At 71.7% G+C, this 16,707-nt stretch carries 15 protein-coding genes and 1 tRNA gene; 7 read left to right on the forward strand and 9 right to left on the reverse strand.

Going from position 1 to position 16,707, the window contains the following annotated elements; translation table 11 throughout:
- Positions 1-214: 214 nt before the first annotated feature.
- Complete coding sequence (locus EV284_RS21195) at positions 215-2,851, forward strand: hypothetical protein (RefSeq protein ID WP_130336593.1); 2,637 nt, start codon at positions 215-217, stop codon at positions 2,849-2,851.
- Between the two features lie 28 nt (positions 2,852-2,879).
- Positions 2,880-3,824, forward strand: coding sequence for a Gfo/Idh/MocA family oxidoreductase (locus EV284_RS21200; protein WP_130336595.1), 945 nt, complete (start codon positions 2,880-2,882; stop codon positions 3,822-3,824).
- A gap of 53 nt (positions 3,825-3,877) precedes the next feature.
- Here the strand turns inward: EV284_RS21200 and EV284_RS21205 are convergent.
- From EV284_RS21205 to EV284_RS21225, 6 genes are all read right to left on the reverse strand, one after another.
- Positions 3,878-3,965, reverse strand: a tRNA-Leu gene (locus tag EV284_RS21205).
- Positions 3,966-4,074: 109 nt separating this feature from the next.
- Positions 4,075-5,022 (reverse strand): beta-ketoacyl-ACP synthase III, encoded by a 948-nt coding sequence (locus tag EV284_RS21210; protein ID WP_130336597.1) that lies wholly within the window; start codon positions 5,020-5,022, stop codon positions 4,075-4,077.
- Between the two features lie 187 nt (positions 5,023-5,209).
- Positions 5,210-5,338, reverse strand: coding sequence for a hypothetical protein (locus EV284_RS33595; protein ID WP_267881266.1), 129 nt, complete (start codon positions 5,336-5,338; stop codon positions 5,210-5,212).
- On the reverse strand, positions 5,313-6,641 hold the full coding sequence (locus EV284_RS21215) for an OFA family MFS transporter (protein ID WP_130336599.1): 1,329 nt from the start codon (positions 6,639-6,641) through the stop codon (positions 5,313-5,315). The genes EV284_RS33595 and EV284_RS21215 overlap by 26 nt, the downstream gene beginning before the upstream one ends.
- A gap of 118 nt (positions 6,642-6,759) precedes the next feature.
- Positions 6,760-7,293, reverse strand: coding sequence for an isochorismatase family protein (locus tag EV284_RS21220; RefSeq protein ID WP_130336601.1), 534 nt, complete (start codon positions 7,291-7,293; stop codon positions 6,760-6,762).
- A 113-nt stretch (positions 7,294-7,406) separates the two neighbouring features.
- Positions 7,407-8,417 (reverse strand): bile acid:sodium symporter family protein, encoded by a 1,011-nt coding sequence (locus tag EV284_RS21225; RefSeq protein WP_242625796.1) that lies wholly within the window; start codon positions 8,415-8,417, stop codon positions 7,407-7,409.
- Between the two features lie 137 nt (positions 8,418-8,554).
- On the opposite strand from EV284_RS21225, the gene EV284_RS21230 reads away from it, so the two are divergent.
- The 4 genes from EV284_RS21230 to EV284_RS21245 all read left to right on the forward strand — a co-directional run bounded on the left by EV284_RS21230 (position 8,555) and on the right by EV284_RS21245 (position 13,289).
- Positions 8,555-9,424 carry a LysR substrate-binding domain-containing protein gene (locus tag EV284_RS21230; protein WP_130336605.1) on the forward strand — a complete coding sequence of 290 codons (870 nt, stop codon included), beginning with the start codon at positions 8,555-8,557 and terminating at the stop codon, positions 9,422-9,424.
- Positions 9,425-9,765: 341 nt separating this feature from the next.
- Positions 9,766-11,598, forward strand: a complete 1,833-nt coding sequence (locus EV284_RS21235; protein WP_130336607.1) for an AMP-dependent synthetase/ligase — start codon at positions 9,766-9,768, stop codon at positions 11,596-11,598.
- Between the two features lie 82 nt (positions 11,599-11,680).
- Positions 11,681-12,517, forward strand: a complete 837-nt coding sequence (locus EV284_RS21240) for an aldo/keto reductase (protein ID WP_130336609.1) — start codon at positions 11,681-11,683, stop codon at positions 12,515-12,517.
- A gap of 82 nt (positions 12,518-12,599) precedes the next feature.
- A complete protein-coding gene (locus EV284_RS21245; protein WP_130336611.1) occupies positions 12,600-13,289 on the forward strand; it encodes a glycoside hydrolase family 75 protein in 690 nt (229 codons plus the stop codon).
- A gap of 1 nt (position 13,290) precedes the next feature.
- On the opposite strand, the gene EV284_RS21250 is transcribed toward EV284_RS21245, so the two are convergent.
- Positions 13,291-14,193, reverse strand: coding sequence for a class I SAM-dependent methyltransferase (locus tag EV284_RS21250; RefSeq protein WP_130336613.1), 903 nt, complete (start codon positions 14,191-14,193; stop codon positions 13,291-13,293).
- Between the two features lie 183 nt (positions 14,194-14,376).
- Here EV284_RS21250 and EV284_RS21255 point away from each other — a divergent pair, with 183 nt between their 5' ends.
- Positions 14,377-15,132, forward strand: coding sequence for a ferritin-like domain-containing protein (locus tag EV284_RS21255; RefSeq protein ID WP_130336615.1), 756 nt, complete (start codon positions 14,377-14,379; stop codon positions 15,130-15,132).
- Here the strand turns inward: EV284_RS21255 and EV284_RS21260 are convergent.
- Positions 15,101-15,844, reverse strand: coding sequence for a class I SAM-dependent methyltransferase (locus tag EV284_RS21260; protein WP_130336617.1), 744 nt, complete (start codon positions 15,842-15,844; stop codon positions 15,101-15,103). The two genes, EV284_RS21255 and EV284_RS21260, sit on opposite strands and share 32 nt — an antisense overlap.
- A gap of 87 nt (positions 15,845-15,931) precedes the next feature.
- Positions 15,932-16,651, reverse strand: a complete 720-nt coding sequence (locus EV284_RS21265) for a TetR/AcrR family transcriptional regulator (protein ID WP_130336619.1) — start codon at positions 16,649-16,651, stop codon at positions 15,932-15,934.
- Positions 16,652-16,707: the final 56 nt, after the last annotated feature.

A 16,707-nucleotide genomic window follows, 5' to 3' on the forward strand; every position in this document is an offset into this window, starting at 1 on the left:
CCCCACCCCTCTAGTTAATGTCGAAGTGACGATAACAAGAGGGCGGCGGTTCCACAATTCCGGCCAGGCTCCACCGGGACCGGGCGACCGACGCGTCTCGCGTCGGTCGCGCCCTGTTTCCGGACCACGCGTGACCGCGCTACGGTCACCTGACGGATGGGTCCTCGCCGGTCGCCCGGCGCGGACCCGAGCGATGTCCGCCCGAGGAGATCAGATGGCACGAGTGAACTTACGTACCGCGTTCATGGGTGGGGCGGTGTCCGCCATCACCGCCCAACGGGTGTTCACCAACCGCGTCAGCGAGACGACCGCGTTCAGCCGATCACTGGACGGGCTGCACGAGGCACTGGACGCGGCCGAGATCTCACCGGTCGTCGACCGCCTGCAGGGGCGTCGCAATGTCCTGACCTTCTACGGCGTCGGCGGCATAGGGAAGACGACGCTCTCCCAGGAGTTGGAGCGCCGACTTCTCGCCGAGGCGGACGCCGAAGACCGGGACGACGTGGTGTCCGTGCGCATCGACGTCTCCGAGGACGGCGCATGCGACATCGAAGGTCTGCTGCTGCGCCTGCGCGCGGGGCTGGGGCAGTTGGGGAGCCGCTGGACGGCCTTCGACCTGGCACTCGCCTCCTACTGGGCCCGCGCCCACCCCGGAGAGCCGTTGCAGGAGTTCCTGGACGCCTCCCCGGCCATCCGGCGTGCTTCGCGGAGCGTCGGCCTGAACGAACAGATCGCCTCGACCATCGGGCAGATGGTCCCCTCCGGAGCGGGCGGTCTGGTCGGGCTCGCGCACCACGCGGCGTTGGCCACCTACCGGGCCATCCGCGAGCGGGTCCGCGAGGGGCGGCTGCTCTCCGAGTGCGAGCTGTTCGCCGAACTCGTCGAGGCGGACGCCGACTACGAGACCCTGTCGTACTTCCCCTATCTGCTGGCCTGGGACCTGGAGCGCCAGCCCCGCAGGGGACGGCAGAACCGCAGACCGCGGGTGTGCGTTTTCCTCGACACGTTCGAGGCGCTCGGCGACCGGACCGACCGCGCGGTGGAACGGTTCGTGCAACGCTGCGTCTTCCTGATGCCGAACGTGCTGTTCGTGATCACCGGCCGGAACCGCATCGACTGGGCGGACAGCGCCACGAGCGGCGAGCTGGACTTCACCGGGCCCGAGTGCTGGCCGAATCTGCACTTCAGTAACAGCACGGCCGAGCCACGCCAGCACCTCGTCGGATACCTCTCGGACTCCGATGCCGACAGCTACCTCCGCGAGGCGGTGACCCGGAGCCAGGAACCGGCGATGCCCGCCGACGTACGCGAGCGCATCATCGCGGGAGGCCAGGGACTGCCCCTCTATCTGGATCTCTCGGTCTCGCACTTCGTCGAGCTGCTGGCACGCGACGGACAGCCGTCGGTCGACGACTTCGGTGGTTCCTTCACGGCCGTGGCCACCCGGTCGATCAGGGACCTCTCCCGCGAGGAACGCGACCTGGTGCGCACCGCGGCGCTCATCGACCGGGTCGACGCCGACCTGCTGCTGGCGGGCCAGCCCTCGCTTCCGGACGGCTGTGTGGCGCGCTTCCTACGTCGCCCGTTCCTCACGCACGACGACGCCTACGAGCTGCCGTACGCCTTGCATCTGGCTTTGCGGCACGCCATTAGCGAGGCCGACCGGGCCCTGCCGGACGGCTGGTCGGACCACGACCGCAGCCGGGTCGCCGCCCGGCTTCTGCGGCACCTCGGGGAACGTCTCGGGGAACGTGCCGGGCGCGCGGCGATGACCCAGGCCCTCGAATCCGGCCTGAAGCTGTCAGGCACGTACGGAGTCTTCGACGACTGGATGGTGCGGGCCGCTCAACGGCTGGTGGAGGCCGGTCAGTGGACGGACCTCGGCGCCGGGCTCACCGCCGATGCCGCGGGCGGTCCCGAGTATCGGGCCATCCGCACCGCGATCCAGGGTGTCCTGCTCCGCCGGACCGGCCATGCCTCGGAAGCGGTCACGGTCCTGGGCAGGGCCGACACGGGCCTCAGCCCGGACGGACTGACCGCGCAGCTGGTACGCCTCCACCGCGCGCACGCCCTGCGCAATGAGGGTGACTACAACGGCGCAGCGGACATCTACCGGGGCCTTCTGGGGGGCGAGTTCGATGCCGCAGCCCGTTACTGGCTCTCCGACTACGACTACCTCAACGGACGCTTCGCCGTCGCCCTCGAGACCCTCAGGGGCCGGCGCGGCCGTGACGCGGCGGACGAGGGCGAGAGGCTGCGGCTGATCGGGCACATCTGGCGGGTCAACGCCCGCTTCGGCGACGCCGCGGCAACCTACGTAAAGGCGATCACGGTGGCACGCGACGAGGGGCTGGCCTCCGCCGAGGCGAAGGCTCTGACCAATCTGGCCCAGACTGCATGCTGGTCCGGCAATACAGCGACGGTGTCCGAGGCGGCGGACCAGGCGCGGGAACTCTTGGACGTCATCCCCAACTCGGTCGAGCTCGTCAAGATTCGTTCCGCCGAGGCCGTCGCCTCGGCGATGACCGGCGATCACGCCGCGGCATGGAGTGCGGTCGCCGACACCCGTCGGCTCACCAACGACATCGGCTATCCGGGCGGCCACAACCTGGCGGATGTGGCCGCGATCCTTCTCGGCGTCCTCTCCGGCGACCACGACGGCGCCCGCCGGGTCCGCTCTCAACTCGACGAACGCACACGCACGTCAGGCGGCAACACCTACTGGGTGCCCATCGTGACGTCATGGATCGACGGCGTCGACGCCGCGGCCGGGCACCATCCCCCCGTCGAGTGGGTAGACGGCCCCGAGTCGTCGCTGGGGCGCTGGGCCCGGGTGACGGCCGACCGGTGACAGGGAAGCGCAAGGAGGGCGGGATTTCATGAGTGACCTCGTACAGGTCGGCCTCGTCGGGCTCGGGACCATCGCGGAGACGCATCTCGCCGTCCTCGCCGAGCGGTCCGACGTGTCCCTGGAGTTCACCGTGGACCCGCATGTCGAGCAACCGCCCGCGTTCCGGGGGGCGGAGCCACCCCACTACCGCGGTCTCTCGGACGCCCTCGAAGCACACCAACCCGATCTGGTCGTGATCGCCACTCCCACGAACACCCACGCGGAACTGACCGTCGAGGCCCTCACCTCGTCCTCGGCCTCGATCCTGGTCGAGAAGCCTCTCGTCGCCGATCTCACCTCTTCATCTCGGTTGCGCTCCCTGGACGATTTCGTGGATGTGCGCCGCCGTGTCTTCACCGCGCACCATTTCGCCTTCTCACCCGAAGTGGACTGGGCGGTGGAGCTGATCGGCGAACACCCCGAGTGGGGCCCGGTCACGACCGTCACCTCGGCGTTCCATGACCCGTACGCGCCGAAGGGCGAGAAGGCCTTCGCCTCCTACGTCTCCAGCTGGATGGACTCGGGCGTCAACCAGCTCAGCATGCTCTCGCGCTTCGTCGAACCGACCGGACTCGTCTCGGGTGATCGCCGCATGGACGGAGGCGCGAGTTCCTGGGCGACGTTCGCCCACCGCTCCCGTGGCACGACCGGTACAGCCCGCCTGCGCAGCAGCTGGCTCACCGGCTCCAGCAGCAAGGAGACCGTCCTCGCCTTCGGCCGTTCCGGCGTGGAGGTCTGGCTCGACCACACCTCCATGACCGGCTTCGCCGCCCAGGGAGCAAGTCTCCTCGCCGCCCACGGCAACGACGGCCGCACTCCCCGGAAACTCGCCCATTACCGGCCCCTCTACCAGAGCCTGCTGTCCGGCGACCCCGACCCCGTACTCGGGTTCGACACTACCGTGACCCTCACGGAACTCCACAGCGCGCCCTGACGCCGCCGGGCCCGGGAAAACAGAAAGACCCCAGTTGAACTGGGGTCTTTCGCTGGTGTCCGAGGGGGGACTTGAACCCCCACGCCCGATAAAGGGCACTAGCACCTCAAGCTAGCGCGTCTGCCATTCCGCCACCCGGACAAGGTGTCTGTCACCCGGCCGGGGGTGTTCCCCGCGGCGACATGGACAACAATACCAAGGTTTCGGAGCGCCCTTCACCTGCGTATCCGTGGCTTCGGCCACCCCTGGGTCACGGACAGCGGATCACCTGGCCGGCGTAGGAGAGGTTGCCGCCGAAGCCGAAGAGGAGGGCCGGGTCGCCGGTGCGGACGCTGCCCTGTTCGATCAGCTTGGAGAGGGCGAGCGGGATGCTCGCGGCGGAGGTGTTGCCGGACTCGGTGACGTCGCGGGCGACGACCGCGTTCACCGCGCCGATCTTGTGCGCCAGCGGCTCGATGATCCGCAGGTTGGCCTGGTGCAGCACGACCGCCGCGAGGTCGGCCGGCTCGACGCCCGCCTTCTCGCAGGCCCGCCGGGCGATCGGCGGGAGCTGGGTGGTGGCCCAGCGGTACACGCTCTGCCCCTCCTGCGCGAACCTCGGCGGCGTGCCCTCGATCCGTACCGCGTTGCCCATCTCCGGCACCGAACCCCACAGCACCGGCCCGATCCCCGCCGGTTCCCCCGGCGCACACGCCTCGACCACCGCCGCGCCGGCGCCGTCGCCGACCAGCACGCAGGTGGTGCGGTCGGTCCAGTCGGTGACCTCGGACATCTTGTCCGCCCCGATCACCAGCGCCCGCGTCGCGGCGCCCGCCCGTACGGTGTGGTCGGCGGTGGCCAGCGCGTGGGTGAAGCCGGCGCACACCACGTTGACGTCCATCGCGGCGGGCTCGGGGATGCCCAGCCGGGCCGCGACCCGCGCGGCGGTGTTCGGGGAGCGGTCGATCGCGGTGGAGGTGGCGACCAGCACCAGGTCGATGTCGCCGGGGGCGAGCCCGGCCGCGGCCAGCGCCTTGGCGGCGGCGTGCGCGGCCAGCTCGTCCACCGGCTCGTCGGGGCCCGCGATGTGCCGGGTGCGGATGCCGACGCGGCTGGTGATCCACTCGTCGCTGGTGTCGACCATGCGCGCCAGGTCCTCGTTGGTGAGCACCCTGGCGGGCTGGTAGTGGCCGATCGCGGCGATACGCGAGCCGTGCATGTCGGGGTCCCCTCGTTGCTGCCGTGGGTGGCGGGACCCTCCAGTCTGCGCAGTGACTCACGGGTACGGGGGCACGTGAAGCCACAGGAATCGGGCATCCCAGTTGTCGGCTTCACGCAGACCCCCGTACGTGCGGATCTCGCTCACGCACTCGGCGTCCCGCCCGCGCGGATCGGCGTCCGGCACATCACCCCGTGAAGAGCTGCGTCGCCTTCCGCACCAGTTCGTACAGGCCGTAGGCGAGGGGCGCGCCCACCCAGAGCCAGGACAGGGCGATCAGGGCGCGCCGGTCAGGCGGGCTGCTCTCGCTGGGCATCGGGGGCCTCCTTCGGGGCGGGGACGTGGTGACGGGTGTGGACGGGGCGGATGAGTTCGTTGGCGACGAAGCCGACGAGGAGCAGGCCGATCATGATCGAGAAGGAGAGGCCGTACAGCGCGGGCCCGTCCTTCCCCGCGGCCTCCTGGCGGTCGGCGATCCAGTTGACGATCAGCGGCCCGAGTACGCCCGCGGTGGACCAGGCGGTGAGCAGCCGGCCGTGGATGGCGCCGACCTGGTACGTGCCGAAGAGGTCCTTCAGATACGCCGGGACCGTGGCGAAGCCGCCGCCGTAGAAGGAGAGGACGACCAGCGCGCACAGCACGAACAGCGGCTTGGAGGTGTCCCCGAACAGTGCGAGGGCCAGGTACATCAGCGCGCCGACGCCCAGGTAGACCCGGTAGATGTTCTTGCGTCCGATGAGGTCGGAGGTGGAGGACCAGCCGATCCGGCCCGTCATGTTGGCCGCCGACAGCAGCGCGACGAAGCCGGCCGCCGCCGATACGGAGACCGGGGTGGAGCTGTCCGCGAAGAAGTCCGTGATCATCGGGGCGGCCTTCTCCAGGATGCCGATCCCGGCCGTGACGTTGGTGCAGAGCACGACCCACAGGAACCAGAACTGCGGGGTGCGCAGGGCGCTGCGGGCGGACACCTGGACACCCCCGGCCGCGCCCGTGCCGCTCTCCGTACGCCCGTCCGGCCGTGGCACCCGGACCAGCAGCACCCCGAGCGTCATGAACACCGCGTACGCCAGCCCGTGCACCAGGAACGCCAGCGCGATGCCGGAGTGGTCCGTGCCGAAGGACTCCAGCATCTGGGCCGACCACGGCGAGGCGATCAGCGCGCCGCCGCCGAAACCCATGATGGCGATGCCGGTGGCCATGCCGGGCCGGTCCGGGAACCACTTCATCAGGGTGGAGACGGGCGAGATGTAGCCGATGCCGAGGCCGATGCCGCCGACGAACCCGTACCCGAGGACGATCAGCCAGTACTGCTGCGTCTGCGCGCCGAGCGCGGAGATCAGGAACCCGGAGGAGAAGCAGACCAGGGCCACGGTCATCGCCCAGCGCGGGCCGTTGCGCTCGACGAGGGTGCCGCCGAACGCGGCCGACAGGCCGAGCATCACGATCGCCAGCTGGAACGGCAGCGCGCTCTGGGTGCCGTCGAGGTGCAGCGCGGATTCCAGGGGTGGCTTGAACACGCTCCAGGCGTACGCCTGGCCGATGGAGAGGTGGACGGAGAGCGCGGCGGGCGGTACGAGCCAGCGGCTCCAGCCCGGGGGCGCGACAGGGGGGCTGCTCATGGGGCCGGACGGTAGGCCGGGGCGGGTGGGTTGAGAAGGCGGGGCGCGGCGCGCTGCGGTGAACGGTCGGCTCCGTGCGTCGGGCGGTCGGCGGCAGGGCCTGGTGGCCGGAAAGCTCTCAGTCCCCAGGGGCCTCGAAGCCCAGCCGTCCGACGGTGGTGACGGTGCCGAGGCGGGGGAAGTCCAGCCGTACCGACGCGTCGTGCTCGGCGGCCGTGAACGCGGCCATCGCGTCCTCCGCGAAGACCAGCTCGTAGCCCAGGTCGGCGGCGGCGCGGGCGGTGGACTCCACGCCCAGGTTGGTGGCGATGCCGCCGAGGACCAGGGTGTCGACGCCCCGCGCGCGCAGCCGCTCGTCCAGCCCGGTGCCCTGGAACGCGCCGATGGTCCGCTTGACCACCTCCAGGTCGCCCTCGTGGCGCAGTCCGGCGGCGAGACCGCTGCCCGGCGGCTGTTCGGCCACGGTGGGCCGCTCGACCCGGACGAGTACGACGAGTGCGCCCCCGGCGCGGCAGCGCCTCGCCAACTCCTCGCAGGCGTCGAGCACTTCGGCGCCCTTGCGGGGTTCGAGCGGCAGCGCCACGAGGCGGTCCATGAGGTCGACGAGCACGAGGGCGGTGCGGCGGGGGTCGAGTACGGGTGCTGCGGTCATGACGGAACGTTAACCCTCGCGAGCTGTCCGTGCCGGAAATCCGGGCCAACGGGTCGGTGAACGAGACGCGTTCGGGTGTCCCGGGGGCCGGCGAAGATCGGGGGGACACCTTCCTAGGCGGTGCCGTGACCGTCCGGCCTCACGCGCGGCCGGGGTACCTGGGGCTGCTGGTCCGGGGGTTCCCCGGGGTCGTGGGCGCGGCGCTTGGCGATGACCGCGCAGACCATGAGCTGCATCTGGTGGAAGAGCATCAGCGGCAGCACGGCGAGGGAGGCGTGGGCGCCGAACAGGACGCCGGCCATGGGGAGTCCGGAGGCGAGGGACTTCTTCGACCCGGCGAACTGGATGGCGATGCGGTCGCCCCGGTCGAAGCCGAGGGCCCGCGCGCCGTACCAGGTGAGCGTGAGCATCACGGCGAGCAGGACGGCCTCCACGAGCAGCAGGGCGCCGAGCCGCGGTGCGCTCACCTGGTGCCAGATGCCCTGGGCCATGCCCTCGCTGAACGCGGTGTAGACGACCAGCAGGATCGAGCCCCGGTCGACCAGGCCGAGCACCTTCTTGTGCCGGGCGACGAAGCCGCCGATCCAGCGCCGCAGCAGCTGCCCGGCGAGGAACGGCACCAGCAGTTGCAGCACGATCTTCAGCAGCGAGTCGGCGGAGAGGCCGCCGCCGGAGTCACCCAGCAGCACGGCGGCGAGCAGCGGGGTGACGACGATGCCGACGAGGGAGGAGAAGGAGCCGGCGCAGATGGCGGCGGGGACGTTGCCGCGTGCGATGGAGGTGAAGGCGATGGAGGACTGGATGGTCGACGGGACCAGGGTGAGGAACAGCAGCCCCTGGTAGAGCGGCTGGGTCAGCAGCGCCGGGACCAGTCCGCGCGCGGCCAGCCCGAGCAGCGGGAAGACGACGAAGGTGCAGGCCAGGACGGTGAGGTGGAGCCGCCAGTGGCGCAGCCCGGTCATCGCCTCATGGGTGGACAGGCGGGCGCCGTAGAGGAAGAACAGGAACGCGATGGCGGCCGTGGAGGCGCCGGAGGCCACGTCGGCGGCGACGCCCCGCGCGGGCAGCAGCGCGGCCAGGCCCACCGTGCCGAGGAGCAGCGCGATGTACGGGTCGATGGGCAGCCGGCGTCTCACAGGGCTCCGTAGCGTCTCGGTGGGGTGGGCGATCTCCATCGTGCCTGGTCGGCGCCGATCACGGAATCCGGCATACCGCTCTGACTGCGATCGCGGTTCATGATGACCGGGCTACCCTGGCCTCCATGTACGACCCCACGCACCTGCGGACGTTCCTCGCGGTGGCGCAGACGCTCAGCTTCACGCGGGCCGCACGGCGGCTGGGGCTGCGGCAGTCGACGGTGAGCCAGCATGTGCGCCGGCTGGAGGAGACGGCGGGCCGCCAGCTGTTCGTGCGGGACACCCACTCGGTGGAGCTGACCGGCGACGGCGAGGCGATGCTCGGGTTCGCGCGGCGGCTGCTGGAGGTGCAGGAACAGGCGTCGGCGTACTTCTCCGGGCCGCGGGTGCGGGGGCGGCTGCGGTTCGGCGCCTCGGAGGACTTCGTGCTGACCCGCCTCCCGGAGATCCTCGAGGGTTTCCGGTACGACCATCCCGAGGTCGACCTCGAACTGACGGTGGAATTGTCCGGCACGCTGCACGAGCGTCTCGCCGAGGGCAAGCTCGACCTGGTCCTCGCCAAGCGCCGCCCGGAGGACCCGCGCGGCCGCCTGGTCTGGCGCGACGACCTGGTCTGGATCGGCACGGACCGGCTCCGCCTCGACCCCGACCGGCCGGTCCCGCTGATCGTCTATCCCCCGCCCGGCATCACCCGTGCCAGAGCCCTGGACACCCTCGAATCGCACTCCCGCCCCTACCGGATCGTCTGCACCAGCACCAGCCTGAACGGCCTCGTCGCCGCCGCGAGAGCGGGCCTCGGCGTCATGGCCCACTCCCGTCACCTCATCCCCCCGGGCCTGACCCGCGTCCCGGACCGCGCCGGCCTCCCCGACTTGGGCAAGGTCGACTTCGCTCTGACCCACGCCCGGGCCAGGGGCGCGACGGAGGACGCGGCGAACGCGTTGGCGGCGGCGATCCTGGCGGGCGGGGAGCGGTTGCGCCGGCGGGGCGGCTGAGGTGCCCGGGAGGGGATCGATGGCGCATATTGCCCCCGCGCTCTTGTGGCAGTGACCGACAGCCTTCTCGGGGTCTCTGCGCCACGCCCCACCCCGTGACCGGCCCGTACAGATTCGGTGGAGATTACGACCGGGGTACGTACCGACCCGTCAGTATCGTGTCCGGCCCTTCCGCATGTGCGGGGATTTTCCGGGTGGTGGGCGTGAGGTACGTGAGGTTTGGCCGGTTTCCGGACCCCTCCCATCCGGCCATTCGGTGGGGTAGCTTTCACGGCGCTGTGCGGAGCGTCGCGGGTCCGTGACGGAGGAGCGAGGAAGAGCGAGCAAGGGGGGAGCGAGGTTTGCGCGAGTTCACCAACCCTGTGACGGAGAGGGAGTCGGAGCCGCCGGTGGGCGGCCTGGCCGACACCGTCTTCGACAACGCGCGCACCGACCCCCTGCACGTCGCCCTCGGCCGCAAGGACGACCAGGGGCGGTGGCGGGACGTGACCGCCGCCGAGTTCCGTGACGAGGTCGTCGCCCTCGCCAAGGGCCTGCTCGCCCAGGGCGTCCGCTTCGGCGACCGGGTCGCCATCATGTCCCGCACCCGCTACGAGTGGACCCTCTTCGACTTCGCGCTGTGGACGATCGGTGCCCAGGTGGTGCCGATCTACCCGACCTCCTCCGCCGAGCAGTGCTTCTGGATGCTGCACGACGCCGAGGTCACCTCCGCCGTGGTGGAGCACGAGGACCACGCGATGACGATCGCCACGGTCATCGGCCGCCTCCCCCGCCTGCGCCAGCTGTGGCAGCTCGACGCGAACTGCGTACGCGAGCTGTATGACGCCGGAGCGCACCTGGACGACGAGGTGGTGCACCGGCACCGCGAGGCGGTCACCCCGGAGTCGACCGCCACCATCATCTACACCTCGGGCACCACGGGCCGTCCCAAGGGCTGCGTCCTCTCGCACGGCAACTTCATGTTCGAGGCGGACACGGTGATCCGCCGCTGGGAGTCGGTGTTCCACTCCAAGAAGGGCGACGAGGCGTCCACCCTGCTGTTCCTGCCCCTGGCCCATGTCTTCGGCCGCATGGTGGAGGTCGCGGCGCTCCGGGGCCGGGTCCGCTTCGGGCACCAGCCGCAGCTCCACGCGGCCGCCCTGCTGCCGGATCTCGCCGCGTTCCGGCCGACGTTCATCCTGGCGGTGCCGTACATCTTCGAGAAGGTGTTCAACGCGGCCCGGCGCAAGGCGGAGAGGGACGGCAAGGCGGCGCCCTTCGAGAAGGCGGTCGAGGTGGCCGTGAAGTACGCCGACGCGCTGGAGGCCAAGGCGTGGGGCCTCGGCCCCGGCCCCTCGGCGGGCCTCCGGATGCAGCACCAGCTCTTCGACAAGCTGGTGTACTCCAAGGTCCGCGCGGCGATGGGCGGCCGCATCCGCAACGCGATGTCGGGCGGCTCGGCGATGGACCGCCGCCTCGGCCTGTTCTTCGCGGGCGCCGGCGTCCAGATCTACGAGGGTTACGGCCTGACCGAGTCGACGGCCGCCGCCACCGCCAACCCGCCCGAGCGCACCCGCTACGGCACCGTCGGCCAGGCCGTCCCCGGGGTGACGGTGCACGTCGCCGACGACGGCGAGGTCTGGCTGCACGGCGGGAACGTCTTCCAGGGCTACCTCAACAACCCCAAGGCGACCGACGAGACCCTGCACGACGGCTGGCTCGCCACCGGCGACCTGGGCTCGCTGGACGAGGACGGCTATCTGACCATCACCGGCCGCAAGAAGGAGATCCTCGTGACCTCCGGCGGCAAGAGCGTCTCCCCCGGTGTGCTGGAGGAGCGGGTGCGGGACCATCCGCTGGTCAACCAGTGCATCGTCGTCGGCAACGACCGCCCGTACATCGCGGCGCTGGTCACCCTGGACCAGGAGGCCGTCGACCACTGGCTCCAGATGCGCGGCAAGCCCCGGCCCACCCCGGCCGAGCTGGTGCGCGACGCCGACCTGGAGACGGAGGTGCGCCGGGCGGTGGTCGCGGCGAACACGCTGGTCTCCCAGGCCGAGTCGATCCGTACCTTCCGCATCCTGGCCCAGCCGTTCACCGAGGAGCACGGGCTGCTGACACCGTCGCTGAAGCTGAAGCGGAAGGCGATCGAGAAGGCGTACGAGCACGAGGTGGAAGCGCTCTACCGGTCCTGATCCCGCCGTCAGGAATGCGGACCGGGCCGTGATCGTTGACGATGGGCGTAGCACCTGTCCACAACCGAAGGATCACACCCTCGTGAGCAGCAAGGTCCCCCCGATCATCCTCAACAACGGTGTCGAGATGCCCCAGCTCGGCTTCGGCGTCTGGCAGGTCCCGGACGACGAGGCGGAGCGCGCGGTCGCCACGGCGCTGGAGACCGGGTACCGCAGCATCGACACCGCGGCGATCTACGGCAACGAAGAGGGCACCGGCAAGGCCATCGCCGCGTCCGGCCTGCCCCGCGAGGACCTCTTCGTCACCACCAAGCTCTGGAACAGCGACCAGGGGTACGACTCCACCCTGCGTGCCTTCGACACGTCGCTGGAGAAGCTCGGTCTCGACTACCTCGACCTGTATCTGATCCACTGGCCGCTGCCCGCGCGGGACGACTACCTCGACACCTACCGGGCGTTCGAGAAGCTGTACTCCGACGGCCGCGTCCGCGCGATCGGCGTGTCCAACTTCCTGCCCGAGCACCTGGAGCGGCTGATCGCGGAGACGTCCGTCGTCCCCGCGGTCGACCAGATCGAGCTGCACCCCCAGCTCCAGCAGCGCGCGGCGCGGGAGTTCAACGCCGAGCAGGGCATCGCCACCGAGGCGTGGTCGCCGCTCGGCCAGGGCAAGGGCCTGCTGGAGGTCCCGGCGATCGTCGCCATCGCGAGGAAGCACGGGCGTACGCCCGCGCAGGTCGTGCTCCGCTGGCACGTCCAGCTCGGCAACATCGTCATCCCGAAGTCCGTGACGCCGTCGCGGATCAAGGAGAACATCGAGGTGTTCGACTTCAGCCTGGACGACGAGGACCTCGCCGCCATCGGCGCGCTGAACGAGGACAAGCGGCTGGGTCCCGACCCGGCGACGTTCGACATGGTCTGACATCCGCGCGCCCCAGGGCCGCCCGTCCCGTTCCCGGGGCGGGCGGCCCTGTGCGCCGCTTCACCGGGAAGGGCTCCGCGCCGTGCGTCTTCGTCCTCTGGGTCTCGCCACCGCCGCCGGGACCGTCCTGCTCTGCGCCACGGCCCTGGCCGCCGCCCACGGTGACGCGCCGAGGCGGGCGCGGGAGGGCACGGTCCCGGCGGCCGACCTGCTGGCGAAGGTGCGGACGTGCGACCGGATCTCCGCCGGCCTGTACCGCACCGACGCCGAGAGCGCCCCGACCGTCCCGGTGTGCGGGCTGAAGGGCGCGGTGTTCTGGCAGGCCGACCTGGACGTGGACTGCGACGGTCAGCGCACGACCCGGTGCAACGAGGACCGCGACCCCTGGTACCAGGACGACACCGCCTTCCACCAGTCCGACGGCAAGCCCCTGCGCGCCGACGCGCTGCCGTACGTGGTGGTGCCCGGCAAGAGCGCCCTGTGGGACCCCGCGGCGGCCGGCGTCGCGGGCGGCGCGGTGGTGGCCGTCGTCCACGGCGACCAGGTGGAGTACGCGGTCGTCGGGGACACCGGGCCCAAGGAGATCATCGGCGAGGCGTCCTACGCGGCGGCCGAGGCGCTGGGCATCGACCCGGACCCGGCGACCGGGGGCGCCGAGTCCGGGGTGACGTACATCCTGTTCAGGAACTCGCGGGTCTCCCCCGTCGAGAGCCACGAGGCGGCGGTCGCCCTCGGGGACCGGCTGGCCCGGCAGTTCCTCGCGGAGAACTGAGTCAGCGGGGGCGTGCGGCCGTGTAGACGGTGTACGCGTCCAGCGCGAACAGGTCGGACCGGTGGTACACGCTCTCCGGGTCGGCGGGGTCGAGGAGACGGTCCAGGGTGGCGCGGTCGTCGGCGTCCAGGGCGTCGCCGAGGCCGTCGCGCAGCCGGGTGAAGTAGGCGGCGGCGTAGTCGCGGGCGGCCGCGCCGGCGGGGGCGGGCAGGTCCAGCAGGAAGGTGCGGGTCCGGGTGGGCTTCAGGCCGGCCGAGGTGAGCAGGGCGGGCCAGTCCTCGGGCTCGGCCACCGCGCCGGGCAGTTCGGCGCGCATCCGGCTGAACCACTTCTCCCCGGCCGCGTCGAGCCGGGCCTGGAGGCCGGGACGGCCGATGCCGATGTCGCGGGGCAGGTAGCGGGCGGGGAGTCCGCCTTCGAGGAGGGCGAGCGTGCCGCCGGGGGCGAGCCGCTCGGCGAAGGCGGTGAGTCCGGCTCGCTGGTCCCCCAGGTGGTGCAAGGTGCGGCTGACCCAGAGCAGGTCGGCCGGGAACTCCAACTCGTCCAGGGCATCGGGGAGTTCGCCGGTCACGGTGGAGAAGCGGCCGTCCACGCCGAGGCGGGCGGCGCGGTCGCGGGCGCGCTCCAGCAGGGGTGCGCTGCCGTCGACGGCGGTCACCCGGGCGCCGGGAAACTCCTCGGCGAACAGGCAGGCGACGACACCGGGGCCGCTGCCCGCGTCCACGATCAGGCCCGGTTCGGGGGTCTCCTCGGCGAGCCAGCCCATCACCTCCCGGTACACGGGCGCGAGCAGCTCCGCCTGGGACTCCAGCACCGGGCCCATCTCGGCCCAGTCCACGTCGGCCTGATGCCCGTGCGTGTGCGCGTGTCCGTGCCCGGTGGGTGCGTGGTGGTCGTGCGCCATGCTGTTCAGCCTCTCTTCCCCGGCTCTGCTCCGGCTGCGCCCAGCGTGCGACGGGGCGCCGCCCGACAGCAAGCGATGTTGCCGATACGGCAAGCCCGCGGTGAGGCGGAACGGTTCGGCACCGGCTCGCGTCCTGGGTCGGCAAGGCGCGAGAGCCGCGCCGGAGGAGTTGAGGGGGCCTGGGTGAGCGGTTTCGGGCAGTGGGCGGACGGCTTCGAGGCGGAGCGGGTACGGAGGGCGGCGCGGGCCGACCCCGACTGGACGCGCGCCGCCCGGCTGGACCCGGCGGTGTGGGCGAGCGTCCAGCGCTTCCAGACCGGGGAGGACGGCGACGGCGCGAACCTCACCGCCAAGGCCGACGAGGCGGGAGACCCCGCATACGCCCGCGCGGTACGGCTGTTCATCGCCGAGGAGCAGAACCACGCCCGACTCCTCGCCCGGCTGCTGACGGCGGGCGGCATGCCGGTGCTGACCGGGCACTGGACCGACACCGCGTTCGTCCGGGTACGCCGGCTGATGGGCCTGCGCCTGGAGCTGCTGGTGCTGATGGTCGCGGAGGTGGTGGCCCTGCGCTACTACCGCGCCCTGCGGGACGGCAGCGGCGACACCTTGGCCTCGGAGGTGGCGGCCCGCATCCTCGCGGACGAGGAGCGCCACGTGCCGTTCCACTGCGCCCGGCTGCACGACTCGGTGGCCGAACTGCCGCGCGCGGTACGGCGTCCGCTGCTGGCCCTGTGGCGAGGGCTGCTGGCCGGCGCCTGCCTCATCGTGATCGCCGACCACGGCCGCGCCCTGCGGGCGCTGGGCGTACGCCGGTCCCGTTTCCTTGCCGACGTACTGGTGTCGTCCCGCCCCATGGTGGCCGCGATACTGCGCCACCGCCCTGATGTATGGCCGGACCCCACTCCTACCCGGACCGCCGATAGGCGTGCAGGGTGAAGACGGGGTCCGCGCGGGGCCGGTCCTGGTCGGGCAGCCGGCCCAGCCGCGCGGCGAACTCCTCGGTACGCGGCTCACCGGGCGGCAGCAGGGTGAACCACCCGCGCCGGAGGTCCTCGATCGTCCGGCGCGGACTGCGCCCTTGCCCGACCCCGGTGAACCGCGCCTGACCGGTCCTGACCAGCCCGGCCTCGGCGGCGTACGCGTCCACCTTGGCCGGGTCGTCGGAGGCGGGCCGCCGGGGACGCGGCCCGAGCACGGCGTCGATGTCGCTCCCGACGTCGTGCGCCTTCGCCTTGTCGATGGTGGTCACGTAGGTCCCACCCGGCCGCAGCACCCGCGCGCACTCCCCGAGCACGGCCCGCAGATCGGCGGGATCGTCCAGCAGGTGCAACAGCCACACACTGGTGACCACGTCGAACACCCCGTAGGGAAAGGGCAGCCGGCGGCTGTCACCCCGCACCACGGCTCCGGGCACCCGAGCGGCGGCCTTCTCGGTCATGGCAGGCGTGAGATCCACCCCGGTCACCCGCAACCCCGGCCGCGCCTCCGCCAGCCGGCGCGTGACGATCCCGGTGCCGCACCCGTTGTCCAGCAAACGCCCTTCGCGGTCCGGGATCAGCCCGAGAACGGTGTCGGCGGCGGCACGGGCACGGGGCTCACCGCCACGGAGACGGTCGTAGGACTCGGCTTCCTTGTCGTAGTCGAGCACAGGGTCAGTGTGCCCGCGCCGGACCACGCCATGTCCGCTACTACAAACGGGAGTTGGGTAACTTCGGGGCGGGCGGACCCGCGCGGCTCAGCCGGTGTCCAGCCCGTCGGTCAGACGGTTGAGGAAGCGGCTGAAGGTGGCTTCGGGGTCGCTGGGGCGGTGGGGGGCGGAGAGGGCTTCGGCGAGTTCGGGGTGGTGGCCGTCCCGGGTGACCGCGGCGAGGTAACGGGCCTCGGCGGCGGCCCGTTCGGGAGAGTGGGCGGCCCTGGCCCGGGCCAGTTCGTGGCCGACGTGTCCGGCGACGAAGGCGGTGAGCTGGGCGAAGATCTCCAGCCGTGCGGCACCGTCGAGGCCGGAGGGGCGCAGGGCGGTGAGGGCGTGTTCGAGGAAGGCCAGGACATGCGGGCCGGGGGTGCGATGCGTGGCCAGGGCGGCGGGGAGCCAGGGGTGGCGCAGCATGTGGTCGCGCTGGAGGTGGGCGATGGCCTTGAGGTCGGCCCGCCAGTCCCCGGTGAGCGGTCCCGAGGTGGGCAGTTCGGCGCTGACGTGGTCCACCATCAGCTCGACCAGCGTCTCCTTGTCGGGCGCGTAGCTGTAGAGCGACATGACGCCGGCCCCCACCGCGGCCGCGACCCGCCGCATGCTGACCGCGTCGAGCCCTTCGGCGTCCGCCAGCGAGACGGCCGCCTCGGTGATCGCCTCCCGGCTGAAGGAGGGCTTACGGCCCCTGCGGGGCTCGGCGGCGCGCAGCCAGAGCCGCTCGGGATCGGCACCCGCCGCCGCCCCCGATTCCTCCACCTGAGCCACGCTCCAGCGCCCCCTTCTCCGATCCGCCTGCGGTCTGCCCTTGCCAAGGTCATCCA

The organism is Streptomyces sp. BK022, from assembly GCF_004217355.1.
Classification (GTDB): Bacteria; Actinomycetota; Actinomycetes; order Streptomycetales; family Streptomycetaceae; genus Streptomyces; species Streptomyces griseoluteus.

What these genes read in the sequence shown, in the direction of transcription:
- EV284_RS21195 (WP_130336593.1), top strand. Translation starts at nt 215, where the DNA reads ATGGCACGAGTGAACTTACGTACCGCGTTCATGGGTGGGGCGGTGTCC.
- EV284_RS21200 (WP_130336595.1), top strand. Translation starts at nt 2,880, where the DNA reads ATGAGTGACCTCGTACAGGTCGGCCTCGTCGGGCTCGGGACCATCGCG.
- EV284_RS21210 (WP_130336597.1), bottom strand. Translation starts at nt 5,022, where the DNA reads ATGCACGGCTCGCGTATCGCCGCGATCGGCCACTACCAGCCCGCCAGG.
- EV284_RS33595 (WP_267881266.1), bottom strand. Translation starts at nt 5,338, where the DNA reads ATGCCCAGCGAGAGCAGCCCGCCTGACCGGCGCGCCCTGATCGCCCTG.
- EV284_RS21215 (WP_130336599.1), bottom strand. Translation starts at nt 6,641, where the DNA reads ATGAGCAGCCCCCCTGTCGCGCCCCCGGGCTGGAGCCGCTGGCTCGTA.
- EV284_RS21220 (WP_130336601.1), bottom strand. Translation starts at nt 7,293, where the DNA reads ATGACCGCAGCACCCGTACTCGACCCCCGCCGCACCGCCCTCGTGCTC.
- EV284_RS21230 (WP_130336605.1), top strand. Translation starts at nt 8,555, where the DNA reads ATGTACGACCCCACGCACCTGCGGACGTTCCTCGCGGTGGCGCAGACG.
- EV284_RS21250 (WP_130336613.1), bottom strand. Translation starts at nt 14,193, where the DNA reads ATGGCGCACGACCACCACGCACCCACCGGGCACGGACACGCGCACACG.